At 71.3% G+C, this 22,615-nt stretch carries 24 protein-coding genes; 13 read left to right on the forward strand and 11 right to left on the reverse strand.

Annotated features, from left to right (window positions below; all coding sequences use genetic code 11):
* Positions 1–26 precede the first annotated feature (26 nt).
* A complete protein-coding gene (locus HNR40_RS20335) occupies positions 27–632 on the forward strand; it encodes a TetR/AcrR family transcriptional regulator (RefSeq protein ID WP_184963535.1) in 606 nt (201 codons plus the stop codon).
* Here the strand turns inward: HNR40_RS20335 and HNR40_RS20340 are convergent.
* The 5 genes from HNR40_RS20340 to HNR40_RS20360 form a co-directional block, all read right to left on the reverse strand.
* Entirely contained in the window at positions 598–1,122 is a 525-nt protein-coding gene (locus HNR40_RS20340; RefSeq protein ID WP_184963537.1) for a hypothetical protein, read from the reverse strand. The two genes, HNR40_RS20335 and HNR40_RS20340, sit on opposite strands and share 35 nt — an antisense overlap.
* Positions 1,122–1,643: a hypothetical protein gene (locus HNR40_RS20345; protein WP_184963539.1), complete on the reverse strand. Its 522-nt coding sequence runs from the start codon at positions 1,641–1,643 to the stop codon at positions 1,122–1,124. Before HNR40_RS20345 ends, HNR40_RS20340 begins: the two co-directional genes overlap by 1 nt.
* 15 nt (positions 1,644–1,658) lie before the next feature.
* Positions 1,659–2,876: an MFS transporter gene (locus HNR40_RS20350; RefSeq protein WP_184963541.1), complete on the reverse strand. Its 1,218-nt coding sequence runs from the start codon at positions 2,874–2,876 to the stop codon at positions 1,659–1,661.
* Between the two features lie 44 nt (positions 2,877–2,920).
* On the reverse strand, positions 2,921–3,322 hold the full coding sequence (locus HNR40_RS20355) for an RCC1 domain-containing protein (RefSeq protein ID WP_312896443.1): 402 nt from the start codon (positions 3,320–3,322) through the stop codon (positions 2,921–2,923).
* A 69-nt stretch (positions 3,323–3,391) separates the two neighbouring features.
* Positions 3,392–3,841, reverse strand: coding sequence for a winged helix-turn-helix transcriptional regulator (locus tag HNR40_RS20360; RefSeq protein WP_184963543.1), 450 nt, complete (start codon positions 3,839–3,841; stop codon positions 3,392–3,394).
* An 88-nt stretch (positions 3,842–3,929) separates the two neighbouring features.
* Between HNR40_RS20360 and HNR40_RS20365 the strand changes: the two genes are divergently transcribed.
* Positions 3,930–5,087 (forward strand): thiolase family protein, encoded by a 1,158-nt coding sequence (locus HNR40_RS20365; protein WP_184963545.1) that lies wholly within the window; start codon positions 3,930–3,932, stop codon positions 5,085–5,087.
* Here HNR40_RS20365 and HNR40_RS20370 read toward each other — a convergent pair.
* Complete coding sequence (locus HNR40_RS20370) at positions 5,084–5,383, reverse strand: SH3 domain-containing protein (protein WP_184963547.1); 300 nt, start codon at positions 5,381–5,383, stop codon at positions 5,084–5,086. The genes HNR40_RS20365 and HNR40_RS20370 overlap by 4 nt on opposite strands.
* A 67-nt stretch (positions 5,384–5,450) precedes the next feature.
* Here HNR40_RS20370 and HNR40_RS20375 point away from each other — a divergent pair, with 67 nt between their 5' ends.
* The 4 genes from HNR40_RS20375 (at position 5,451) to HNR40_RS20390 (ending at position 10,608) form a co-directional block, all read left to right on the forward strand.
* Positions 5,451–7,145 (forward strand): IlvD/Edd family dehydratase, encoded by a 1,695-nt coding sequence (locus HNR40_RS20375; RefSeq protein ID WP_184963549.1) that lies wholly within the window; start codon positions 5,451–5,453, stop codon positions 7,143–7,145.
* Between the two features lie 97 nt (positions 7,146–7,242).
* Positions 7,243–8,877 carry a glucose-6-phosphate isomerase gene (gene pgi, locus HNR40_RS20380; protein ID WP_184963551.1) on the forward strand — a complete coding sequence of 545 codons (1,635 nt, stop codon included), beginning with the start codon at positions 7,243–7,245 and terminating at the stop codon, positions 8,875–8,877.
* 1 nt (position 8,878) lies between these two features.
* The gene (zwf, locus tag HNR40_RS20385; RefSeq protein WP_184963553.1) at positions 8,879–10,231 is read left to right on the forward strand and encodes a glucose-6-phosphate dehydrogenase; all 1,353 of its coding nucleotides are present in this window, start codon (positions 8,879–8,881) and stop codon (positions 10,229–10,231) included.
* Positions 10,232–10,260: 29 nt separating this feature from the next.
* On the forward strand, positions 10,261–10,608 hold the full coding sequence (locus HNR40_RS20390; RefSeq protein ID WP_184963555.1) for a spore germination protein GerW family protein: 348 nt from the start codon (positions 10,261–10,263) through the stop codon (positions 10,606–10,608).
* 50 nt (positions 10,609–10,658) lie between these two features.
* On the opposite strand, the gene HNR40_RS20395 is transcribed toward HNR40_RS20390, so the two are convergent.
* The gene (locus HNR40_RS20395) at positions 10,659–11,264 is read right to left on the reverse strand and encodes a nitroreductase family protein (RefSeq protein WP_221340612.1); all 606 of its coding nucleotides are present in this window, start codon (positions 11,262–11,264) and stop codon (positions 10,659–10,661) included.
* A gap of 64 nt (positions 11,265–11,328) precedes the next feature.
* Here HNR40_RS20395 and HNR40_RS20400 point away from each other — a divergent pair, with 64 nt between their 5' ends.
* Positions 11,329–12,051: a carbon-nitrogen hydrolase family protein gene (locus tag HNR40_RS20400; protein ID WP_184963557.1), complete on the forward strand. Its 723-nt coding sequence runs from the start codon at positions 11,329–11,331 to the stop codon at positions 12,049–12,051.
* A gap of 63 nt (positions 12,052–12,114) precedes the next feature.
* A complete protein-coding gene (locus HNR40_RS20405; RefSeq protein WP_184963559.1) occupies positions 12,115–14,082 on the forward strand; it encodes a family 20 glycosylhydrolase in 1,968 nt (655 codons plus the stop codon).
* On the opposite strand, the gene HNR40_RS20410 is transcribed toward HNR40_RS20405, so the two are convergent.
* From HNR40_RS20410 to HNR40_RS20420, 3 genes are all read right to left on the reverse strand, one after another.
* Positions 14,079–14,360: a hypothetical protein gene (locus tag HNR40_RS20410; RefSeq protein WP_184963561.1), complete on the reverse strand. Its 282-nt coding sequence runs from the start codon at positions 14,358–14,360 to the stop codon at positions 14,079–14,081. The two genes, HNR40_RS20405 and HNR40_RS20410, sit on opposite strands and share 4 nt — an antisense overlap.
* 561 nt (positions 14,361–14,921) lie before the next feature.
* Positions 14,922–15,602: a cache domain-containing protein gene (locus tag HNR40_RS20415; protein ID WP_184963563.1), complete on the reverse strand. Its 681-nt coding sequence runs from the start codon at positions 15,600–15,602 to the stop codon at positions 14,922–14,924.
* Complete coding sequence (locus HNR40_RS20420; protein WP_312896444.1) at positions 15,583–16,350, reverse strand: FadR/GntR family transcriptional regulator; 768 nt, start codon at positions 16,348–16,350, stop codon at positions 15,583–15,585. The genes HNR40_RS20415 and HNR40_RS20420 overlap by 20 nt, the downstream gene beginning before the upstream one ends.
* Before the next feature lie 75 nt (positions 16,351–16,425).
* On the opposite strand from HNR40_RS20420, the gene HNR40_RS57250 reads away from it, so the two are divergent.
* From HNR40_RS57250 to HNR40_RS20445, 5 genes are read left to right on the forward strand one after another with little or no spacing between them, the layout of a single operon-like run.
* Positions 16,426–17,610: a (Fe-S)-binding protein gene (locus HNR40_RS57250; protein WP_184963567.1), complete on the forward strand. Its 1,185-nt coding sequence runs from the start codon at positions 16,426–16,428 to the stop codon at positions 17,608–17,610.
* Entirely contained in the window at positions 17,607–19,109 is a 1,503-nt protein-coding gene (locus HNR40_RS20430; protein ID WP_184963569.1) for an FAD-binding oxidoreductase, read from the forward strand. Before HNR40_RS57250 ends, HNR40_RS20430 begins: the two co-directional genes overlap by 4 nt.
* Positions 19,106–19,360 (forward strand): hypothetical protein, encoded by a 255-nt coding sequence (locus HNR40_RS20435; protein ID WP_184963571.1) that lies wholly within the window; start codon positions 19,106–19,108, stop codon positions 19,358–19,360. The genes HNR40_RS20430 and HNR40_RS20435 overlap by 4 nt, the downstream gene beginning before the upstream one ends.
* A complete protein-coding gene (locus tag HNR40_RS20440; protein ID WP_184963573.1) occupies positions 19,344–20,807 on the forward strand; it encodes an APC family permease in 1,464 nt (487 codons plus the stop codon). The genes HNR40_RS20435 and HNR40_RS20440 overlap by 17 nt, the downstream gene beginning before the upstream one ends.
* A complete protein-coding gene (locus HNR40_RS20445; RefSeq protein ID WP_184963575.1) occupies positions 20,804–21,856 on the forward strand; it encodes an LLM class flavin-dependent oxidoreductase in 1,053 nt (350 codons plus the stop codon). Before HNR40_RS20440 ends, HNR40_RS20445 begins: the two co-directional genes overlap by 4 nt.
* A 102-nt stretch (positions 21,857–21,958) precedes the next feature.
* Here HNR40_RS20445 and HNR40_RS20450 read toward each other — a convergent pair whose 3' ends face one another.
* Entirely contained in the window at positions 21,959–22,546 is a 588-nt protein-coding gene (locus tag HNR40_RS20450) for a TetR/AcrR family transcriptional regulator (RefSeq protein ID WP_312896446.1), read from the reverse strand.
* Positions 22,547–22,615: the final 69 nt, after the last annotated feature.

Genomic DNA, 22,615 nt, shown 5'->3' on the forward strand with positions numbered 1-22,615 from the left:
CGTTCAATTAACAGGGGAGGACGGCATTGAGCGAGGCCGTGACCGGCACGGACGGGCGCAAGGCCAGAGGAGAACGACGCCGACGGGAGATCATCGAGGCCACGCTCCGGGTGATCGAGCGTGAGGGCGTCGCCGGGGTGACCCATCGCTCGGTCGCGGCCGAGGCGGGCGCGCCGCCGAGCCTGGCGCTCTACTACTTCGCCACGCTCGACGACCTGCTGGTCGCGGCGCTGACAGCGGCCTCCGGCGAGTACTCCCGCCAGCTGCGCGCCATCATCGACGACGGCCGCGACGGCGTGGACGGCCTGGCCCAGCTCATCTCCGACGCGGCGGGACCCGGCCGCGCCCGTGCGCTGGCCGAACGCGAGCTGACCATGCTGGCGACCCGCCGCCCGGCGCTGCGCCCCGTCGCCGGGCTCTGGCGTGCCGCGGTCGCCGAGGTGGCCGGGCTCTACACCGACGACCCGATCCTCATCCGCTCCCTGGTCGCGGCGTCGGACGGCATCTGCGCCGGGGTCCTTCTGGAAGACAACCCGATCCCCTACTCCGAGATCCGCGCCCTCCTCCGCCACGCGCTGGGGCTCGACCGCCCGCCGATCACCCGCGGACCAGCACCCGCCCCTCGGGCATGAAGGCCGACAGCTGCCACGTCCACGTGCCCACCGTGACGATCTCCGCGTCCCCCGGCAGCGGCACCGGGGAGTCCCGCAGCCACGACAGCGGCGACAGCGCCAGCCCGCCCGGCGGGATGACCACGCTCTCCAGCGGCGTCCGCGTCGTGGGCCCGTCGGCCTCGTCCAGGACGCTCGGCACCCAGCTGGGCGGGCCCGCGAAGTGCGCCAGCGCCAGCGCGCCGGACGGGGCGGCGGAGTCGTGGCGGAGCGTGCCCGCGGGCAGCCAGGCGTGGTGGCCGGGCGAATAGGTGACGCCGGAGATGTGCAGGGCGCCGGCCAGGAGGACGAACTCCTCCCCCGCCAGGTAGTGGCCGCGCTGTCGGCGTTCCCATCCGGCGGGGAAGCCGACCAGGCACGTGGGGCCGTGCAGACGGGCGAGGCGGACCGGCAGCGTGGAGCCGGGGATGTGGAACTCCGGCCCCGGCGCGGCCGTCAGCAGGTCGATCATCACCCTAGTCTCTCGTACGCGCCGTCCTCGTCGTTGAGCAGCACGTACCCGGGCCGCCCGGTCGCCTCCAGCAGCCGGGCCAGCACCTCGCCCACAGGCGGAACGGCCGGCGCGAGCATCCCGGACACCGCAGAGCGCCCGCCGTCGAGGTCGTCGGCCTCGTACTCGTTCTCCAGCCCGGGGACGGCCGCCGCCATCTCGGCCACTCCCCCGAGGCCCAGGCAGTCGACCCAGTAGGGCGCCCGCACGACCAGCTGGAGCGCGGCGGTCAGGTCGGCGGCGACGAGCGCGGCGCCGCCCTCGGAGTCGGCGTAGAGCACGGGGCGCGGACCGCCCGGGTCGCCGCAGAGGAAATACGTGCCCCCTGAGCCGTCGCCGGCGACCGCTTCGAGGGCGTCGCCCGAGGCCGGCCGCACCGCTTCGACGTGCTCGGTGCGCGCCACGTCGAACCCGAAGGGCCAGGCGAGCAGCCGGGCCGCCTCGGGGGTGCGCCGGACGAGGTCGAGGAGGGGTTCCGTCATGGCGGGCAAGCTATCTCACCCCTCCTGAGGTACGGCGGGCCGGGCCCGCAGGGCGGCGGGCAGGAACGCCGCGCAGGCGATCAGCAGCACGACCCCGGAGGCGACCAGCGACCCGGCCACCCCGAACACGCTCGCGGCGGGCCCGCCCAGCGCCACCCCGCCCAGCGTGAAGTTGACCATGACGGTGTTGAGCAGCCCGACGCCTCTGCCCCGCAGCTCCTCGGGCAGGTCGCTGAGCATGGTGTTGGCCAGCGGCACCTGGAAGAGGCTGGCGAAGAGGCCGACGACCAGGCACCAGCCGATGATCACGGCCAGCCCGGGGCTGCCGCCGAGCAGGACGGGGGTGAGCAGGGCCAGGCCGAACAGGGTGACGGTGGCCACCAGCATCCGGGGCGTCGAGCCGTAGCGGCGGATCAGCGCGGGGCCGAGGAGGGCTCCGGCGATCGAGCCGCCGGCGAACAGGGCCTGGGCGGTGCCGTACTCCATGGCCCGGAGGTCGAAGACGGTGAGGAGCTGGGCGTTGAAGCCGGTGGTGAACAGGCCGGTCACGAGCGTGACGGGGACGAGGAAGGCGAGCAGGAAGCGCAGGGACGGGATGGCGAGCACGCCGCTGACCCCGCTCCGCAGCGCCTGCCAGTACGGCTCGGCGGCCGCCCGCGCGACCGGCCCGTGGCGCAGCACGCCGAGGCTGCCCAGCAGCAGGGCGGAGACCACGAAGGTCGCGGCGTTGAGCCCGAGCACGACCGGCACGCTGCCCAGGGCGACGAGCAGGCCGCCGAGCGCGGGGCCGATCATGTTGACGGTCTGGTTGGTGCTCTGGAACAACGCCACCGCCGAGGCGATGTCGTGACCGCCGACGACCCTGGGGATGGCGGTGATCCTGGCGGTCTCGAAGAACGCCTTGCCCACGCCTTCGAGCAGGATGAGCGCGAGCAGCAGCCCCATCGAGTCGAGCGCGGGGATCATGGCGAGCACGACGGGGACCCGGGCCAGGTCGGCGCCGATGAGCAGCGTCCGGGTGGGCAGCCGGTCGGCCAGCGGGCCGACGAAGGCGCCGAGCACCCCGGAGGGCAGCAGCTGGGACAGCACGACCAGCGAGATGACGACCGGGCTGTCGGTCAGCCGTCCGGCCAGGAAGATCAGCGTGACGCGGGTCATCGCGTCACCGAGGAAGGAGATGACCACCGCCAGCCAGTAGCGCAGGTAGGTGCTGTCCTTGAGGAGCTCGATCATGATGCGCTCGACGCTACTGGCAGGGTCGTCAGCCGGGACAGGCGTTACGCCGGGCGCTGATCCGCCGTGAGCGTAGTGATGACGGTCAGCGTGAACAGGTCGAGCGCCAGGTCCTCGGTGGTCCGGGCGAGCACGGTCAGTCCGAACGGGCGCTCGGACGAGGTCGCGCGGGTGCCGGTGCCGAGTTGCCCGTTGGAGTTGTCACCCCAGGCCCACACGGTGCCGTCGGCGGCGATGGCCAGGCTGTGCGTGAAGCCCGGCTCGACCTGCTTGAAGCTCGACGATCCGGCCGCGGTGACGGGCTGGTTGACCGCGACGCGGGTGTCGCCGAGGCCGAGCTGGCCGGACTGGTTCCACCCCCAGCCCCAGGTCTGGGCGGGCGCGAAGACCGCCGACGGGGCGAACGCGGTGACGGCGGCGGTGAGCGCCGCTGCGATGGTGTGCACGGGTCTGCCTCCCGGGTCTGGTCCCTCGCGTAGAGGCGTTCCAACCCGTTCCAGCCCGTTCCGGCGGGGTCAGACCGCGCCGGACGCTCCCCATCCGGGCACCTTGAAGTCCGCCGTCAGCGAGCCGGGCGCCACGCTCTCCCCGCAGCCGCGGCAGGTCACGACCGGGTCGAGCTCCTGCCCGCAGGTGTGCGAGAAGACGACCGGCGGACTGCCGGCCAGGTGCCGGTCGCCCCACTGGCGCAGCAGGTGCAGCACGCCCTGCAGCTCCACCCCGGCCGCCGTCGGCCGGTACTCGTAGCGCGGCGGGCGCTCGCTGTAGGCGACCTTCTCCAGCAGCCCGGCCTCGACCAGGCGCTTGAGCCGCGCGGTCAGGATGTCGCGGGGCGCGCCGATGTTGCGCGCCATCGCGTCGAAGCGGCGCACGCCGAAGAAGACCTCGCGCAGGATGAGCAGGGAGTACTTCTCGCCGACTACCGCGAGGGTGTCGGCGATCGTGCAGGGCCGTGCCGTCGTCATCATCCCAGGGTACGGCAGTGCGTTGGAAAACCGGACGATCCCGGACTACAGTTAGTCCAGTTTTCCAACTAACCCCAGGAGGGCTCTCATGCGTGACGCCGTCATCGTGCAGGCCGTGCGCACCCCCATCGGCAAGGGCAAGCCGGGCGGCGCCCTGGCCGGGGTCCATCCGGTCGAGCTGCTCGCCCACACGCTGCGTACCCTGGTGGAACGCTCGGGAGTGGACCCCGCGCTGGTCGACGACGTGATCGGCGGGACCGTCGACCAGGTCGGCGAGCAAGCCATGAACACCACCCGATACGCCCTGCTGTCGGCCGGGTTCCCCGACTCGGTGCCGGCGGTGACCGTGGACCGCCAGTGCGGCTCCTCCCAGCAGGCCGTGCACTTCGCCGCCCAGGGCGTCATCGCGGGCGCGTACGACCTGGTGGTGGCCTGCGGCGTGGAGTCGATGAGCCGGGTGCCGATGTGGTCGAACGTGCCGCCGGGCAAGGACCCGTTCGGCCCCGGCGTGGCCGGGCGCTTCCCCGGCGGCCTGGTCCCGCAGGGCGTCAGCGCCGAACTGATCGCCGCCAAGTGGTCGCTCGGCCGTGAGCAGATGGACGCCTTCTCCGCCGCCTCACACGCCAAGGCCGCCGCCGCCGACTTCTCCGCCGAGCTCGCCCCGATCGCCGGCCTCGGCCACGACGAGTCGGTACGGCCGGCCACCACGACCGAGATCCTGGCCGGGCTGAAGCCCGCCTTCGCCGACCCAGGCTACGCCGAGCGCTTCCCGCAGATCGACTGGTCGGTCACCGCGGGCAACTCCAGCCCGATCAACGACGGCGCCGCCGCCCTGCTCATCACCACGAGCGAGCACGCCGCCCGCCTGGGCCTGCGCCCGCTGGCCAGGCTGCACTCCTTCGCGGTGACCGGCTCCGACCCGCTGCTCATGCTCACGGGCGTCATCCCGGCCACCGACAAGGTGCTGCGCAGGGCCGGCCTGCGCCTGGACGACATCGACCTGTTCGAGGTCAACGAGGCGTTCGCCAGCGTGGTGCTGGCCTGGCAGCAGGAGACCGGCGCCGACCCGGCCAAGGTCAACGTGAAGGGCGGCGCGATCGCGCTGGGCCACCCCCTCGGGGCCAGCGGCGCCCGGATCATGACCACCCTGGTCGGGGCCATGCGCGAGCGCGGCGCCCGCTACGCCCTGCAGACGATGTGCGAGGCGGGCGGGCTGGCCAACGCGACGATCCTGGAGTCGCTCTAGTAGTCGTAGTCGACCGGCTCCAGGTACGGGCCGTAGGCCCAGCCTTCCGCGTCGCCTGTCCAGACGCGCATCCAGGCGCGGCCGCCTCCGCAGGAGCCCTCGACGGTCTCGCCGTAGCCCACCGCGCCGACGCGCTCGAACTGCGTGCCCGGCCCCGACCTGATCCACAGGTTGGCCGGATACGGCGGCGCCACCTCGTACACGCAGGACGAGGCGGCGGAAGCGGGCGTCTGGACGAACAGTGACAGCGGTGCGGCGGCGGCCAGCGAGGCCACGAGCACGATGAACCGGCGCATCACATACCTCCCCTTAAGGGGGGATATATCCTATATATCCCGATCATGTGGGCGCTAAGCTGCCGAAATGCCTCTCCGCAGTGCTCAGTGGTACTCAGGCGACGACAGGAACTCCTACATCCATCGCGCCTGGATGCGGCGCGGCACCCCGGCCGACGCCTTCGACCGCCCCCAGATCGCCATCGCCAACACCGCCTCCGACCTCACCCCCTGCAACGCCCACTTCGACGAGGTGGCCAGGAGCGTCGCCGCCGGCGTCTGGGCGGCCGGCGGCGTGCCGCTGAACCTGCCCGTCGTCTCGCTCGGCGAGACCAACGTCCGCCCCACCGCCATGCTCTGGCGCAACCTCGCCGCCATGGCCACCGAGGAGATGCTGCGCGCCAACCCCGTGGACGGCGTCGTGCTGCTCGGCGGCTGTGACAAGACGATCCCCTCGCTGCTCATGGCCGCCGCCTCCGTGGACCTGCCCGCGCTGGTCGTGCCAGGCGGCCCTATGCTGACCGGCCACTTCCAGGGCATGCCGCTGGGCTGCGGCACCGACGTGTGGCGGCTCAGCGAGGAGGTGCGGGCCGGGACGCTGACCCGCGCGTCGTTCCTGGACTCCGAGTCGTCCATGATCCGCAGCCGCGGGCACTGCAACACCATGGGCACCGCCTCCACGATGGCCTGCATGGCCGAGGCGCTCGGCATGACCATCCCGGGCACCGCGGGCACCCCGGCGGCCGACAGCCGCCTGCTCGAGCGCGCGCACGCGAGCGGCGCGCTGGCCGTCGAGCTGGTCAGGGAGGACCGGCGGCCCGGCGCGGTCATGACCCGCGCCTCCTTCCTCAACGCGATCGTCACGCTGGCCGCGATCGGCGGCTCCACCAACGCGGTCGTGCACCTGCTGGCGATCGCCGGGCGGCTCGGCGTCGAGCTGAGCCTGGACGACTTCGACCGGACCGGCGCCGGGGTGCCGCTGCTGGCCGACCTGCAGCCGGCCGGGCGGCACCTCATGGACGACCTGTTCAGGGCGGGCGGGCTGCGGGCCGTACTCCATCAGGTGGAGGACCTTCTCGACCCCGCGGCGCGCACCGTCACCGGACGCCCGCTCACGGACTACCTCGGCGACGCGCCCATCTGGGACGCCGGCGTGATCCGGCCGCGCACCGACCCGCTGCTGCCCGACGCGGGCATCGCCGTGCTGCGCGGCAACCTGGCCCCGGACGGCGCGGTGATCAAGCCGGCGGCCGCCTCGCCGGAACTGCTGCGCCACCGCGGCCGGGCGATCGTCTTCGACAGCGTCGAGGACCTGCACACGCGCCTGGACAGCGTGGACGCCGACGAGAACTCCGTGCTGGTGCTGCGCGGCTGCGGCCCCAAGGGCTACCCGGGCATGCCGGAGGTCGGCAACCTGCCGCTGCCCGCCAAGCTGCTGGCCAAGGGGGTGCGCGACATGGTGCGCATCAGCGACGCGCGGATGAGCGGCACCGCCTACGGCACCGTCGTGCTGCACGTCGCGCCCGAGGCCGCCGCGGGCGGGCCGCTGGCCAGGGTCAGGACCGGCGACCCGATCGTGCTCGACGTGCCGGGACGGACGCTGCGCGTGGACGTGCCCGACGCGGACCTGGCCGCCCGCGAGCCGGTCACGACCGGTTTCGCCCGCCCGGCCAGAGGCTGGGAGAAGCTCTACGTGGAGCACGTCCAGCAGGCCGACCGGGGCTGCGACCTGGACTTCCTCACCGGTTCGAGCGGTTCGGCCGTGGCCAGGGAGTCGCACTGAGCACGGCAAAGAGTCTTCTGCGCCATGCGCGGAAATGGTCAGGTTGGGTACTGCGTTACGGGACGATGTGATCGGTTTGACGGCCCGAGGAGGACACATGAACAGCGGCGACATCACCCAGAGCCAGGAGTGGACGGCACTGGCCAAGCACCACGAGGAGATCGCGGGCGCCACCCTGCGCGAGCTGTTCGCCGCCGACCCGGGCCGGGCGGAGCGGCTGAGCGTGCGCGCGGGCGACCTCTACCTCGACTACTCCAAGCACCGCGCCACCGACGAGACCTTCGACCTGCTGCTACGGCTGACCGAGCGGGCCGGGCTGGGCGAGCGGATCGAGGCGATGTTCAGCGGCGAGCACATCAACGTCAGCGAGGACCGGGCGGTGCTGCACACGGCGCTGCGCCTGCCCGCGGACGCCGCTCTGGTGGTCGACGGCCAGGACGTGGTGGCCGACGTGCACGCCGTCCTGGACAAGATGAGCGCCTTCGCCGACCGGGTGCGCGCCAAGGAGTGGCGCGGCGCGACCGGCGAGCCCATCGCCACCGTGGTCAACATCGGCATCGGCGGCTCCGACCTGGGCCCGGCGATGGCCTACGAGGCGCTGAAGGACTACGCCGACGCCGGGATCACGGCCCGGTTCGTCTCCAACATCGACCCGGCCGACATCCACGGCAACCTGCGCGGCCTGGACCCGGCCACGACGCTGTTCGTGATCAGCTCGAAGACGTTCACGACGCTGGAGACGCTGACCAACGCCCGCGTGGCCCGCGACTGGCTGGTGGCGGCGCTGGGCGAGGACGCGGTCGAGAAGCACTTCGTGGCCGTCTCCACCAACGCGGAGAAGGTGGCCGAGTTCGGCATCGACACCGCCAACATGTTCGGCTTCTGGGACTGGGTCGGCGGCCGCTACTCCTACGACGGCGCCATCGGCCTGTCGCTGATGGTCGCGGTCGGGCCCGCGCGCTTCCGCGAGATGCTGGCCGGCTTCCACGCGATCGACGAGCACTTCCGCACCACGCCGTTCGAGCGGAACATGCCGGTGCTGATGGGGCTGCTCGGCATCTGGTACAACGACTTCTTCGGCGCCCAGACCAGGGCCGTGCTGCCCTACAGCCAGCGGCTGCACCGCTTCCCCGCCTACCTGCAGCAGCTCACGATGGAGTCCAACGGCAAGTCCGTGCGCGCCGACGGCACGCCGGTCACCACCGACACCGGCGAGATCTTCTGGGGCGAGCCGGGCACCAACGGCCAGCACGCCTTCTACCAGCTCCTGCACCAGGGCACCCGGCTCGTGCCCGCCGACTTCATCGGCTTCGCCGAGCCGTACGAGGACGCGGCGGGCATGCACGACATCCTCACGGCCAACCTCCTGGCCCAGACCACCGCGCTGGCCTTCGGCAAGACCGCCGAGGAGATCGCCGCGGAGGGCACGGCGGCCGAGGTCGTGCCGCACAAGGTGATGCCGGGCAACCGGCCCACCTCGACGATCCTGGCGCCGAAGCTCACCCCGTACACCCTCGGTCAGCTCGTCGCCCTCTACGAGCACATCGTCTTCGTCGAGGGCGTCATCTGGGGCGTCGACTCCTTCGACCAGTGGGGCGTCGAGCTGGGCAAGAAGATGGCGCTCGGCCTGGAGCCCTTGCTGACCTCGGAAGAGCCGCCTGTGGCGTTCCCCGACGCTTCCACCGCCCAGCTGGTAAAGAAGTACCGGGAACTTAGAGGAAGGCGCATTTGACATGACGCGTGCGGGCGCGATGGTCCTGTTCGGGATCACCGGTGATCTGGCCTACAAGATGTTGCTGCCCGCGCTCTACCGGCTGACCGCCGACGGGGTGCTCGACCTGCCCATCGTCGGCGTGGCCAAGACCGACCTCGACCTGGCGGGCCTGCGTGAGCGGGCCCGCAAGGCCTGCGGCGGGGCGAGCGACGCGGCCTTCGAGAAGTTCGCGGGCAACCTGCGGCTGGTGGCGGGCGACTACCGCGAGGAGTCCACGTTCACCGCCATCCGCGACGAGGTGGACGGCGCGGGCTTCCTCGTGCACTACCTGGCGGTGCCGCCGTCGCTGTTCGGCGCCGTCGCGCAGGGCCTGGCCGGCGTCGGGCTCCACCGCGACGCGCGGCTCGTGGTGGAGAAGCCGTTCGGGCACGACCAGGCCTCCTCCCGCGAGCTCAACACCGAGCTGCTCAAGTACTTCGACGAGGACCACCTGCGCCGCGTCGACCACTTCCTCGGCAAGGAGCCGGTGGAGGACCTGCTCGTCTTCCGGCTCGGCAACATGCTGCTGGAGCCCATCTGGAACCGCAACTTCGTGCGCAACGTCCAGATCACCATGGCCGAGAGCTTCGACGTGGCCGACCGGGGCGCCTTCTACGACGCCAACGGCACCATCCGCGACGTCGTCCAGAACCACCTGATGCAGCTGCTGGCCATGCTCGCGATGGACGCGCCGCCGTCGAAGGACGCCCGCGCGCTCATCGACGAGAAGTGGCGCGTGCTGCGCGCCGTGCAGGACATCCACCCCGCCGACATCGTACGCGGCCAGTACACCGGCTACCTCGACACCGAAGGCGTGCGCCCCGGCTCGACCACCGAGACGTTCGTGGCCATGCGCGCCGCCATCGACAACTGGCGCTGGGCGGGCGTGCCCTTCTACATCCGCTCCGGCAAGGCGCTGCCCACCACCGACCTGGAGATCGTCGCCGAGCTGCGGATGCCGCCGGTCACGCTGTTCCACGGGGACGTCAAGCCCAACCTGATCAGGTTCCGGCTGCAGCCCGACGCGGGCGTCACCTTCGACCTGCTGGCCAAGGAGCCGGGCCGCGACGCCACCCGGCTGGTGCCGGTGAGCGTCGACTTCACCAAGGTGCTCGGGCCCATGGAGGCCGCCTACCAGCGCATCCTCACCGACGCGGTGTCGGGCGACCCTCGGCGCTTCGTCCGCTTCGACCTGGCCGAGGAGTCGTGGCGGATCGTTCAGCCGGTGCTCGACCTGCCGCAGGCGCCGCTGCCGTACGAGAAGGGCACGTGGGGTCCCGCGGCGGCGGCCGACATGGTGCGCTGGCACGAGATCTCCACCACGTTCGACTGAACTCCCGCGCCCGGTGAGAGTCTGGGTGGATGGACATCATGGAACTGGTGGAGAAGACGAAGGACGCGGCGAGCGTCAGGCGGGTGTTCGGCGAGCCGATCCGGCACGGCGACGTCACCGTCATCCCCGTCGCCAAGATCGGCCAGGGCGGGGGCGGCGGATCGGGGACCTCCGAGGGCGGCGAGCACCCCGGCCAGGGGGCGGGCGGGGGCTTCGGCTTCGGGGCCGCCCCGGCGGGCGTCTTCGTGGTCAAGGACGGCGAGGTGCGCTGGCAGCCGGTCGTCGACGTCAACCGCATCGTGCTCGGCGGCCAGATCGTGGCGGTCGTGCTGCTGCTGACGATCCGGGCCATCGTGAAGCGCCGCCGTAGGCGCTGAGATCTCCCGCGCCTTCCCCAGACGTCTGTCCGGGGAAGGCTCACCGGACGTCAGTGGCGGCCCCAGGCGCCGCGGTGCACCACCTCGCCGGTGGGCTTGCGGCCGCGCTTCAGGGACGGCGAGGCCTTGTCCTGGGCCCGGTAGCCGACGCTGATGACGCCGATCGGGGTGTAGGCGTCGGGCACGCCGAACGACTCCTTCAGCTGCGCCGTGCGGTCACCTGGCGGGACCCCGAAGAAGCAGGCGCCGAGTCCCTCGTCCACGGCGGTCAGAAGCATGAGCAGGGAGGCCATGCCGGTGTCGATGTCCCAGTACGGCACCGGCCAGCGGTTCTCGTCCTTGTCCGTCCAGCCCTTGTCGGGGGCGGCGTAGCGGTCGAGGTAGGCCTGCTTGTGCGAGAGCGGGATGATCAGGAGCGGGGCTCGGCGCAGCCCCTTGCCCCACTCGTCGGCCTCGTCGCTGGACAACTTCCAGAACCGCTCGATGTCCTGCGGCTCCTCCAGCACCAGGAACGCCCAGCCCTGGCTGAAACCGGCCGAGGGCGCGTGCAGCGCGTTGCCGAGGATGCGCTCGCGGACCTCGGCCGGAACGGGGCGGTCGGGGTCGTAGTTGCGGACCATGCGCCGTCGCCGTACCACTTCCTGAAATTCCGTCATGCGCCCAGCTTCCCAGACCCCACCCCGCGGCACCCGTGGTGTGGGCGGCTGCGACGATGACGGGGTGAAGGTGTCAATGATCGCGCCCGCCGCCTGGTCGCCCGACGGGCACGACAACTTCGACGCCGCGGAGAAGCTGCTGGAGGAGAGCGATCTGGTGGTGCTGCCGGAACTCGCCGGGTCGCGGTTGCCCAGGGCGGAGTATCTGGAGCGGGTTTCCGGGCTGGCGCGGCGGGCGGGGGCGTACGTGGTGGGCGGGTCGCACTACGACGCGGTCGAGGGCGGGATCGTCAACCGGGGCGTGGTGGCCGATCCGGCCGGGCTGGTCGTGGCCGAGTACGAGAAGGCGCATCCCTACGGGGTGGAGCATCGGGCGGGGGTGCTGCCGGGGCGGCCTTCGCGGACGTTCGAGCTGGCGGGGCGGCAGGTGCGGGTGCTGGTGTGCGCGGACCTGTGGTACTCGGCCCGGCTGGCGGCGCCGGTGGACGCGGTGCTGGTTCCGGCCTTCTCGGTGACGCAGTGGGACTCGCCGGAGCCGTCGCGGGCGTTGTGGCGGCACATGAGCGTGGCCAGGGCGTATGAGTTCATGACGTACGTGGCGGTGAGCGACTGGGAACGCGGCGCCAGCTATCACGGGGCGCCGTGCGCGGGGGTGACGGGGTTCGCCGATCCGTATCCGGCCCGGCCGGCCGAGTACCACGTGCGGGGCGCCGGGGTGCGGGTCATGGACTTCGAGCGGCTGGACGCGCTGCGGGCCGACCAGGCGGGGCGCGGGTTCGTCTCTTGACCGGACGACTCAGGGAAGTAAAGCTTACTAACAATTAACCGGGAGCATCCGCGGAGGACCGTCATGGGCCGTTCCAGGATCGGCGCGCTGGTATCGCGCACACTGCTGGCGGGGGTGCTGCTGGCCGCGCTGGGGACGTTGCCGACCGGGGCCGCCGGAGCGGGCAGCCTGGTCGCCTCGGCGAGCGCGGCCCAGGCGCTCGGGGACGTGATCCCCGCGCCGGTGTCGGTTCAGGCGGCGGCCACGCCGTACACGCTGGCCGCGGACGCGACGATCGCCAGCGACGACGCGGGCGTCGGCGGCTACCTCGCGGGACTTTTGCGGCCTTCCACGGGGTACGCGCTGCCGCTGAGCACCGGCGGCCAGGGCAGCGTGTCGCTGCTGCTGTCCGGCGCGGACCCGAGCGTCGGCGACCAGGGCTACCAGCTCGACGTCGCCACCGGCGGCGTCACGATCCGGGCGCGGACGGCGGCCGGGCTGTTCAACGGCGTGCAGACGCTGCGGCAGCTCCTGCCGCCGCAGGTGGAGAGCGCGAGCGTGCAGCCGGGGCCGTGGACGGTGCCGGGCGGGCGCATCGTGGACTATCCCCGCTTCGCCTACCGGGGCACCATGCTCGACGTCGCCCGGCACTTCCACCCGGTCGCCACCGTCAAGCGGCACATCGACAGGATCGCGCTCTACAAGGTCAACTACTTGCATCTGCACCTGTCCGACGACCAGGGCTGGCGCATCGTCGTCGACTCCTGGCCGCGCCTGGCCACCTACGGCGGCAGCACCCAGGTCGGCGGCGGGCCCGGCGGCTACTACACCAAGGCCCAGTACCAGGAGATTGTCGCCTACGCCGCCCAGCGGCACATCACGGTCGTGCCGGAGATCGACATTCCCGGCCACACCAACGCCGCGCTGGCCTCCTACGCCGAGCTCAACTGCAACGGCGTCGCGCCGCCGCTCTACACCGGGACGGGCGTGGGCTTCAGCTCGCTGTGCACCACCAAGGAGGTCACCTACACCTTCGCGGCCGACATCGTCAGGGAACTGGCCGAGCTGACGCCGGGGCCGTACCTGCACATCGGGGGTGACGAGGCGGACGCGACGCCGGACGCGCAGTACGCGGCGTTCATGAACCGCGTGCAGCCGATGGTGGCCGGGCGGGGCAAGGCGGTCGTGGGCTGGCACCAGATCGGCGCGTCGGCGGTGCAGCACTCGCCCGGCCGGGTGGCCCAGTACTGGGGGACGACGACGTCGGACTCCCTGATCACGAACGCCGTGGCCAAGGGCGCCAAGGTGATCATGTCTCCGGCCAACAAGGCGTACCTGGACATGAAGTACACCGCCTCGACGCCGCTCGGGCAGGACTGGGCCGCGCTCATCGAGGTGAAGACCGCCTACGAGTGGAACCCGGGCACTCATCTCAGCGGCGTGCCCGCCTCCGCCGTGCTCGGCGTCGAGGCGCCGCTGTGGACCGAGACGCTGGTCACCGAGGAGCACATCGAGTTCATGGCCTTCCCGCGCCTGCCCGCCATCGCCGAGCTGGGCTGGTCGCCGTGGTCGACGCACAACTGGACCGCCTTCCGCGCCCGCCTGGGCGCGCAGGCGCCGCGCTGGGCGGTCATGGGCATCGGCTTCTACCGCTCGCCGCAGGTCTCGTGGGCGACGACCCCGCCGCAGGGCCGCTACGAGGCCGAGAACGCGGTGATCTCGCGTGGCGTGGTCGAGTCCAACCACGCCGGCTACTCGGGCACCGGGTTCGTCAACTACGACAACGCCACCGGTAGCTACGTCGAGTTCACCGTCACCGCCGCCGCGGCGGGCCCGGCCAGGGTACGCCTGCGCTACGCCAACGGCACCACCGCCAACCGCCGCATGAACGTGGCCGGGACGGTGCTCGACTTCCCCGGCACCGGCGCGTGGACCACCTGGCAGACCAAGACGGTCACGCTGCCCCTGAACGCGGGTTCCAACGTCATCCGGGCCACCGCGACCACGTCCAACGGCGGCCCGAACCTCGACTACCTGGAAGTGGCGCCCTAGCCGCCGGTTCTGAGCAGGAGCCGCCTGGCGCGCTGCTCGGCGGCGGCGCGCCCGCCCACGCCGAACGCCTCGGCGATCCTGCGCCAGGTGACCCGCCGCGCCCTGGCCTCCAGGACGAGCTCGGCCTCCATCCGGTCGAGGCCGGCGCGCAGACGGCCGACGAGATGGAGGGCGTCGAGCACGGGCCCGGCGCCGTCGTCGGGCATCCGGCGGTGCAGGCAGGTCTCGCTCACGACCACCGTCATCATGCGCTGCAGCTGATACAGGTCCTCGTCCACGGGACCCGGTGGCGGAATTGTGTAGAGCGTGTGTATATGCCGCGTTTCAAGATTATCGAGGGAATTAAGGGTATCCACGACGTCCATAATGAAACAACTTTCAAGTACGTGTCGCGAAAAAACGACACGATCAAGAAAGTCACTTCATTGGGGTGGATTAATCCTCACCCGAGAGGCATTCAAACCTGCCTAGATGGCATTACCATCTACCTTGAGAGCGCTTGACGTGTATTTGCACGTCTCCCACATGCTCTTATCCTGAAGTTCCGCGATCCCCGAAAGGAGGTAGAAATGGGACGTCACGGTCGCCCGTCGAGATATAAGGACATTCTGGCCATTGGCCGGATTACCTGGTCCGCCGCCCGAGCGGTGATCTGGATCGTCTGGGTGATCAATTCCACCTAGCGGTGGTCGGGCCTCCTGCCGGCCGAGCCTTGCACAAGCCTGCAGGCAGGAGGCCCTTCCAACGACAATAGTACGCAGCGGCGGTGAAACACGAAAACTGCTTGCGTTTATTTTTTATGCACCGGAGCGATAATCTCCCTCCAGGTGTAATCTTTGCTACCCCGCGTGCGTGGTCGTCTCTATGGACATCAGCCGCCAGGGCAGGCTGGGCAGGGGGTCGCCGCCGGTCACCGGCAGCAGCGAGCCGGACGGGCGGCGCGGGGAATTGGCGGCCACGACCCGGCCTTCCGCGTTGACCAGGGCCACCTCGGCCGAGCAGGCGCTCAGCACGCCGAGCAGCAGCTCCTCGAAGCGGGCCGCGCGCACGTCGGCGCCGACCACACCCAGGAAGCGGCGCTCGACCTCGACGGGCGTGGTGAGCGTGAGCATGTAGGTGTCGGTGCCGCCGTAGTCGACGTACGGGCCGACGACGTGGCGGCGGCGGGTGCGCTCCGGCACCGCGAACCACTCGGCGGCGGTGTAGTCGTAGAAGTCGAGGCTGTCGGGGTTGAGGTCGACGTCGAGGAAGGTCGGGTCGGGCGCCTGCCACCACTCCAGCCAGCGCGGCCGGTCGGCCAGGACGCCGGGGGCCAGGATGAGCCCGGCGCCGGCCAGCACGTCCGGCGAACGGCTCAGGCAGCCGAAGATCTGCGGCCGGATCGCCACCAGGTCGGAGGTGGACAGCTCCGGCCGGTAGCAGGCGACGGCCGCCACCCTGATCTCCTCCAGGGAGCTGAAGATGTCTTCGATGATCGTGTGAACCCGGTCGGCCACCCGGTCAACGCGTGGATCCGCCATCGTCACCTCCCGCTGTCGCGACGAGCCGCCAATGGAACTCCATCAGACGCTGGACGCCCTTGTCGATGTGCGCTTCGGTGAGGCGTCTGGCGCTCTCGGCGTCGCGGGCGGCCACGGCGTCGATGACCGCGGTGTGGCTGTGCACGACCTCGGCGGGGTCGACGGCCTCGCCGTACGGGAGCCAGAGCAGTTCGCCCGCCTCGGCCTGGATGTCGATCTCGGCGCGGGTGAGCCGGACGGACTGGGCGGCGGCGGCGAGTTCGATGTGGAAGCGGCCGTCGGCGCGGCGGCGCTCGCCCATCGTGGTGGCCTTCTCCAGCTTGGCGACGACCTGGCGCAGGCGCTGGACGTTCTCCCCCGAGGCGCGCAGCGCGGCCAGGCGGGCGGCGGTTCCGGCGATGGCGGCGCGGTAGTCGCCGATCTCGCGTAGCTCGGAGCTGCTCAGCTCGCGCAGGCGCTGGCGCAGGCGGGCGGCCGACGGGTCGGCCGGGCCGCGCACGAACGTGCCGCCGCCTCTGCCGCGCCGGGTCTCGACCAGGCCGCGCTCGCGCAGGGCGGCCAACGCGGCGCGCAGGGTGACGGTGGAGACGTTGAGCGCTCCGGCCAGCTCCAGCTCCGAGGGGAGCTGGTCGCCGTCGGCGACGAGCCCCAGGGCGATGGCCTCGGCCAGGCGGCGCACGACGACCTCCACGCGGCCCGAGCCGTCGTCGAGCGGGGCGAAGACAGCCGACACCGGCAGCTGGGTCACGGGCACCAGCATATTGCCTTTTGAAATATGAACTCATAGTTTTAAGCGCAACCCCGAACTCGTTGGGAGGCCCCCGTGCCCGACGCCGACAAGAGGTTCGCCGAGGAGTGGCGCGACGCCGCCTACAACTGCTTCTCCTCCGGCCACAAGTTCTGCCGCGAGGTCTGCCCGGTCATGCAGGTCACGCGGAACGAGTCCTGGAGCCCCACCGCCTTCCACGCCAACGTGGTCGCGATGGAGAAGGGCGAACTGGAGATCTCCGACGTGGCGGCGGACTACGTCAACTGCACCGGCTGCGGAGCCTGCGAGCTGCGCTGCCCCAACTCCCTGTTCACCGGCGACTTCTACCGCTTCCGCACCCGGACCGTCGACCTGGTCAAGGCCGCGCGGGCGCTGGCCGTCTCCCAGGACGTGCACCAGGACGCCTGGCGGCGCTGGAACGCCGAGACCGACGAGCGCTCCCACGAGCCCGTCACCGAGGCCGCCGGGCAGGAGCGCGTGCGCGACTGGGCCGAGGGCCTGGAGCTGGCCATCGGCGGGGAGACGATCCTGTTCGTCGACTGCGAGGCCGCCTTCCACCGTACGAGCGTGCCGCGTGCCGTTGCCCGGATGCTCAACCTGGCCGGATACAAGTTCGGCCTGATGAACGAGCAGTGGTGCTGCGGCGGACCGGCCGCCGAGATGGGCTACGAGGAGCAGGCCAGGCGCTTCGCACGGCACAACCTCGACGACTGGCGGGCCTCGGGCGTGCGGCGGGTGCTGGTGCTCGACCCGCACGACTACATCACCTTCACCGAGGACTACCCCAAGTACTTCGGCGACGACTACGACATCGAGATCGTGCTGGTCGTGGAGCTGCTCGCGGAGCTGGTCCGCGAGGGACGGCTCACGCCGCACATCCCCGTCGAGCGCAGCGTCACCTACCACGACCCGTGCCGCCTCAACAAGCGCAAGGGCGTCTGGCGGGAGCCGCGCGAGTTGCTGCGCGCGATCCCCGGGCTGACCTTCACCGACGTGGACCGGGTCACCCAGTGGTCCTACTGCTCGGGCGGAGGCGGCGGGCTGCCGATCGAGAAGCCGGAGCTGACCGCGCGGATCAGCGCGAGCCGCATCGACAAGGCCGCCGAGCTGGGGGTGGACACGCTGGTGAGCGCCTGCCCGTGGTCGGAGCGGCCGCTGTCGGAGGCGGGCCGGGCCCGCTCGATCGACGTGGTGGACCTGTTCGAGCTGCTCGCGACCTCACTGGGGGTGGCGCCGTGACCGTCACCGCGCTCAGCGATCCCGTGCTCGGCGAGCTGCGCCAGATCCTCGGCGACGAGCACGTGCTCACCGGCAAGGCCGACCGGCTGAACCGGGCCCGCGTGCCCGCGCCGTTCCCCGTGCACCGCTGGGCCGAGCGGCTGCCCGACCTGGTGGTCATGCCCGGCAGCACCGAGGAGGTGGCCGAGGTGCTCAAGCTGGCCAACCGGCTGCGGGTCCCGGTGGTGCCGCGCGACGGCGGCACCGGGCTGACGGACGGGGCGGTGCCGCTGCGGGGCGGCATCCTCGTGGACGTGAAACGGCTCAACCACATCAAGGATCTGGATCTGGACAACCGCACCTGCACGGTCGGCACCGGCATCAACGCGCTCAAGCTCAACGAACGGCTGGCCGTACACGATCTGATCTATCCCGACGACCCGGCCTCCTATCCGTGCTCGCTGGTCGGCGGCCGGATCGGCACGAGCGGCTGGTCGCTCATCGGCTCCCGCTACGGGCACACGCGCGACCTGGTCCTGAGCTTCGACCATGTGCTGCCGAGCGGGCAGGTCATCCACGTAGGCGATGGCATAGGCCGAAAAATCACGAAATCGTCGAGCGGCTACCAGCTCAAACACCTTTTCATGGGCCATCAGGGCACGCTCGGCATCGCCACCGAGGCCACGCTCAAGCTCTTCCCCAAGCCGGAGGCCGAGTTCTCCCCCTTCTGGGCGTTCTCGGACTACGCCGACGCCTACCGCTGCGTCGGCCTGCTGGCCCGCGCCGGGGTGGCCACGTTCGCCGGAGCGGTGCTGTTCGACGAGTGGAAGGTCGCCTACCTGCGCCGCGACGACGAGGCCTACATCCCGCAGCCGTCGTCGGTGAAGGCCCTGGTCTGCGCCGCCCTGTACGGCTACGCCGACGAGGTGGAAGCGGGCGGCAGGCGGCTCATGCGCATCGCCCGCGACGCCGGCGCCCGCTATCTGGGCGACGAGATCTCCCAGGGCGACTGGGCCGCCCGCCACGACCGCTACGCCACCCCGCTGCACGGCCGCACGAAGTCCGGCCAGGTGGCGCCGATGAGCTGGCACTGCGAGGACGCCTCGATCAACTACACGAATCTCCCCTCGGTCCGCCTGGCCTGGCACGAGATCGCCGACCGGCTGCGGCGCGAGAGCGACGTCTTCGACGACTGGGGCATGTTCGCCTACACCAACGGCGCGACCGGCGCCGACTACCTGACCGAGATCGACATCGGCATCTGGGAGCAGCGCCTGGACGACCGGACGTGGGCGGCCTGGGTACGCGCCAAGCGGGACCTGGCGGCGGTGGCCCTGGCCCACGGCGGGTCGATCAGCGCCTGCCACGGCTCGTGCCGCGAGGGCGAGGTGGACCTGGTGCCGCAGGAGCTCGGCGGCGGCTTCGAGGTGATGCTCCAGATCAAGCGGGCGCTGGATCCCCACAACATCATGAACCCGGGCAAGTACCTGCTCGACCAGGCATACGGAGCACCATCATGAAATATCGCCGGTCGGAGGAAATGTCGCCACCGCCTGCCGTACCCGTGACCGATGTGGCGATCACCCGGTTCGAGCACGTCTACGAGGTCGCGCCGGAGCTGATGACCGAGCACGTCCTCCAGCAGGAGTTCCCCAACTGGGACACGCTGCGGCTGGTCCACTCCCGGGCCGACCACCTGGCCTGGATGCACCGCCACTTCGCGCACACGGTGGTCTCGGGCGAGGAGCTGCTCCATGAGCTCGACGGATGACCGGCGCCTGGCCGATCTCGGCTACACCTCGGAGTTCCGCAGGGACATGAGCCTGTGGGCGAACTTCTCGCTCGGGTTCACCTATCTGTCCCCCGTCGTCGGGATCTACACGCTCTTCGCCACCTCGCTGGCCGCGGGCGGGCCGCCGATGATCTGGAGCCTGGTGCTCGTGGGCGCCGGGCAGTTCCTGGTCGCGCTGGTCTTCGGGGAGATCGTCTCGCAATATCCGCTGACCGGCGGCATCTACCCGTGGGCGCGGCGGCTGTGGGGGCGGCGCTGGGCGTGGATGACCGGGTGGGTCTACCTCGTGGCGCTCCTGGTGACGATCGCCAGCGTGGCCTACGGGGCGGGGCCGTACCTGTCGGCGTTCCTCGGCATCGGGGTGAGCACCTGGAACACGATCCTGGGCGCGGTGGTGATCATCGGGGTGGCGCTGGCGATCAACCTGGCCGGCACGCGGGCGCTGGCGGTCGCGGCCATCGTGGGGTTCGCGGCGGAGCTGGCCGGGGCGCTGGCCGTGGGCGGCTGGCTGCTGCTGACGCAGCGCCATCACGGGCTCGGGGTGCTGTTCGACACGTTCGGGGCGGGCAGCGGCTCCGGATACTTCACCGCTTTCCTGGCGGCCGGGCTGATCGGGATCTTCCAGTACTACGGCTTCGAGGCCTGCGGTGACGTCGCGGAAGAGGTGCCCGACCCCACCCGGCGCATCCCCAAGGCCATGCGCATGACCATCTACGTCGGCGGCGCCGCGGCCACCTTCGTCTGCCTGGCGCTGCTGCTGGCCGTGCCGGACTTCGCCGCGGTGATCGCCGGCACGAGCACGGACCCGGTGACCGGCGTGCTCACCGCCGCGTTCGGCGAGGGCGGGCTGCGGGTGGTGCTCGGCGTGGTGCTGCTGTCGTTCCTGTCGTGCGCGCTCAGCCTGCAGGCCGCCGCCGGCCGCCTGCTCTACTCCTACGCCCGCGACGACATGATCGCCGGCAGCCGGATCTTCAAGCGCTTCTCCCCCGCGCGCCACATCCCGCCCTACGCGCTGCTGGTGGCCGCCGTCGTGCCCGCGCTCGTGGTGCTCGGCTCGGTCATCTCGGCTGACGCGCTGGTGAAGATCATTTCGTTCGCGGTCCTCGGCATCTACCTGGGCTTCCAGATGGTCGTCCTCGCCGCGCTGCGGGCGCGGCTGCGCGGCTGGCGGCCGTCCGGGCCCTTCACGCTGGGCGCCGCCGGGCTCGCGGTCAACATCGCGGCCCTGGTGTACGGCGTGCTGGCCATCCTCAACATGGTCTGGCCACGCACACCCGAGGCGCCCTGGTACGACGACTACCTCGTGCTGCTGTCCGGCGTGGCGGTCGTCGCCGCCGGGCTGGTCTATCTGGTGGCCGCCCGGCCGTACGAGCACGGCGCCGCCCCCGCCGGCGACGCCATCCCCCAGAAGGCAGGTTCCCCATGAAGTTCAGCTACGTGATGCTCCCCGACTACCCGCTGACCGACTCCCTGCGTTCGATCAAGCTCGCCGACGAACTGGGCTTCCACGCCTGCTACGCAGCCGACGAGACCTGGCACAAGGACCTGTGGCTGCTGTTCGCCGCCGCCTCGCAGCAGACCTCGCGCATCCGGTTCGGCCCGAGCGTCTCCTCGGTCGTCCTGCGCGAGCCGTCCCTCATCGCCCAGGCCGCCGCCACGCTCGACGAGCTCAGCGGCGGACGCGCCGAAGTGGTGCTGAGCTGCGGCAACTTCGGCCTCCTCGCCCAGTACGGCATCGACTGGACCGTCTCCAAGCCCCTGTCGCGGGTCAAGGAGGCGGCGTACGTGGTCCGCACCCTGCTCGACACCGGCGCCATCACCCACCAGGGCGAGTTCTTCACCTACAACGGCCTGTTCACCTTCGCCCGGCCGGTGCAGGAGCGGGTGCCGGTCAAGTTCGGCGCCATGCGCGGCCCGCGCTCCTTCCAGGCGGCCGGCGAACTGTCCGACGGCGTCCACCACGCGCTCAGCTACACCCGCGAGGCCTACGACTACCTGGTCGAGCACTTCAGCGCCGGCGCCGCGAAGGCGGGCAAGGACCCGTCCGCGCTGGACATCGGCGCCTGGGTCGTCTTCGCCACCGGCCCCGACTCGGCCGTCGCCAAGGAGGCCGCCCGCAGCATGGTCGGCCTGTACGCCTCGTCGATGCCCGCCGAGCAACTGGAGCGCAACGGCGTCAACCCCAACGCGATGAAGCCCGTGGTGGAGGCGCTCGGCGCCGGAGATCTGGCCCGCGCCATCGAGCTCACCACCCCCGAGATCGGCGAGCGCCTGTCCATCGCCGGCACGCCCGAGGAGTGCGTGGCCAAGATCAAGCGGGAGATCGAGCCTGCCGGGGTCAATCACATGATCCTCGCGGTGACCGACGCGACGCTGGTCAAGCAGTTCATGGGCCGCGACCTGCCGGACGTGGCCGACGTGGACACCCAGCTCCGGCTGATCCACGACCAGATCATGCCCGCCTTCGAGAGCTGAGGCCGGCGCCCCGCCGTACCGTGGAGGGGTGAGGTACGGCGGGGGCCGTGGAGGGCGAGTGGGGTACGGCGGGGGCCGCGGAGGGGTGGGGTACGGCGGGGCCTACAACGAGTCCAGCCAGGCCAGGAGGCGCGCGCCCTCGCGGTCCATGACGCCGGGCTCGCGCAGCGCGTTGGCCAGGAGCGACATGCCCTGGTAGGCGCCGACGAGCGTGAGGGCGAGGCCGTCGGGCTCGGGCAGGCCGAGCTCGCGGAACTGGCGTTCGGCCCAGTCGAGCAGCAGCCTGATCACCCGCCCGGCCTCGGCGTCCAGCCCGCCCTCTGCGCGCTTGTCGAGTTCGGCGGCGAGGGTGCCGGTGGGGCAACCGTAGCGGGCGGCCAGTTCGCGCTGGCTCACCCAGGCCTCGACCAGCCCTTTGAGCCGGGCCCGCGGATCGGGCAGCGCGTCCAGGCCGCCGGTGAGCGTGCCCAGCCGCCTGGCGTGCTCCGACAGCGCGGCGGCGACGAGTTCGTCCTTGGTCTTGAAGTAGTAGTAGACGTTGCCCACGGGGACGTCGGCGGCGCGGGCGATGTCGGCGATCGTGGTCCGCTCGGCGCCCTGCCGGTGGACGACCTCGGCGGCGGCGCTCATCAGCCGCTGCCTCTTGGCGCCGGCCGCCCGCACCCGCGTGGAACCCTTCGAGTCAGTCACCTGACTCACTATAGCGGCGCACCTGTGCTACGGTTCTTCTAAGTCAGCCAACTAACTAACTGGAGAACC

Source organism: Nonomuraea endophytica (genome assembly GCF_014203235.1).
GTDB lineage: Bacteria > Actinomycetota > Actinomycetes > Streptosporangiales > Streptosporangiaceae > Nonomuraea > Nonomuraea endophytica.

Excerpts from the sequence above, each read along its gene's own strand:
- HNR40_RS20340 (WP_184963537.1), bottom strand. The coding sequence starts at position 1,122 with ATGATCGACCTGCTGACGGCCGCGCCGGGGCCGGAGTTCCACATCCCC.
- HNR40_RS20345 (WP_184963539.1), bottom strand. The coding sequence starts at position 1,643 with ATGACGGAACCCCTCCTCGACCTCGTCCGGCGCACCCCCGAGGCGGCC.
- HNR40_RS20350 (WP_184963541.1), bottom strand. The coding sequence starts at position 2,876 with ATGATCGAGCTCCTCAAGGACAGCACCTACCTGCGCTACTGGCTGGCG.
- HNR40_RS20360 (WP_184963543.1), bottom strand. The coding sequence starts at position 3,841 with ATGACGACGGCACGGCCCTGCACGATCGCCGACACCCTCGCGGTAGTC.
- HNR40_RS20365 (WP_184963545.1), top strand. The coding sequence starts at position 3,930 with ATGCGTGACGCCGTCATCGTGCAGGCCGTGCGCACCCCCATCGGCAAG.
- HNR40_RS20370 (WP_184963547.1), bottom strand. The coding sequence starts at position 5,383 with ATGCGCCGGTTCATCGTGCTCGTGGCCTCGCTGGCCGCCGCCGCACCG.
- HNR40_RS20375 (WP_184963549.1), top strand. The coding sequence starts at position 5,451 with ATGCCTCTCCGCAGTGCTCAGTGGTACTCAGGCGACGACAGGAACTCC.
- pgi (WP_184963551.1), top strand. The coding sequence starts at position 7,243 with ATGAACAGCGGCGACATCACCCAGAGCCAGGAGTGGACGGCACTGGCC.
- zwf (WP_184963553.1), top strand. The coding sequence starts at position 8,879 with ATGACGCGTGCGGGCGCGATGGTCCTGTTCGGGATCACCGGTGATCTG.
- HNR40_RS20390 (WP_184963555.1), top strand. The coding sequence starts at position 10,261 with ATGGACATCATGGAACTGGTGGAGAAGACGAAGGACGCGGCGAGCGTC.
- HNR40_RS20395 (WP_221340612.1), bottom strand. The coding sequence starts at position 11,264 with ATGACGGAATTTCAGGAAGTGGTACGGCGACGGCGCATGGTCCGCAAC.
- HNR40_RS20405 (WP_184963559.1), top strand. The coding sequence starts at position 12,115 with ATGGGCCGTTCCAGGATCGGCGCGCTGGTATCGCGCACACTGCTGGCG.
- HNR40_RS20415 (WP_184963563.1), bottom strand. The coding sequence starts at position 15,602 with ATGGCGGATCCACGCGTTGACCGGGTGGCCGACCGGGTTCACACGATC.
- HNR40_RS20435 (WP_184963571.1), top strand. The coding sequence starts at position 19,106 with ATGAAATATCGCCGGTCGGAGGAAATGTCGCCACCGCCTGCCGTACCC.
- HNR40_RS20440 (WP_184963573.1), top strand. The coding sequence starts at position 19,344 with ATGAGCTCGACGGATGACCGGCGCCTGGCCGATCTCGGCTACACCTCG.
- HNR40_RS20445 (WP_184963575.1), top strand. The coding sequence starts at position 20,804 with ATGAAGTTCAGCTACGTGATGCTCCCCGACTACCCGCTGACCGACTCC.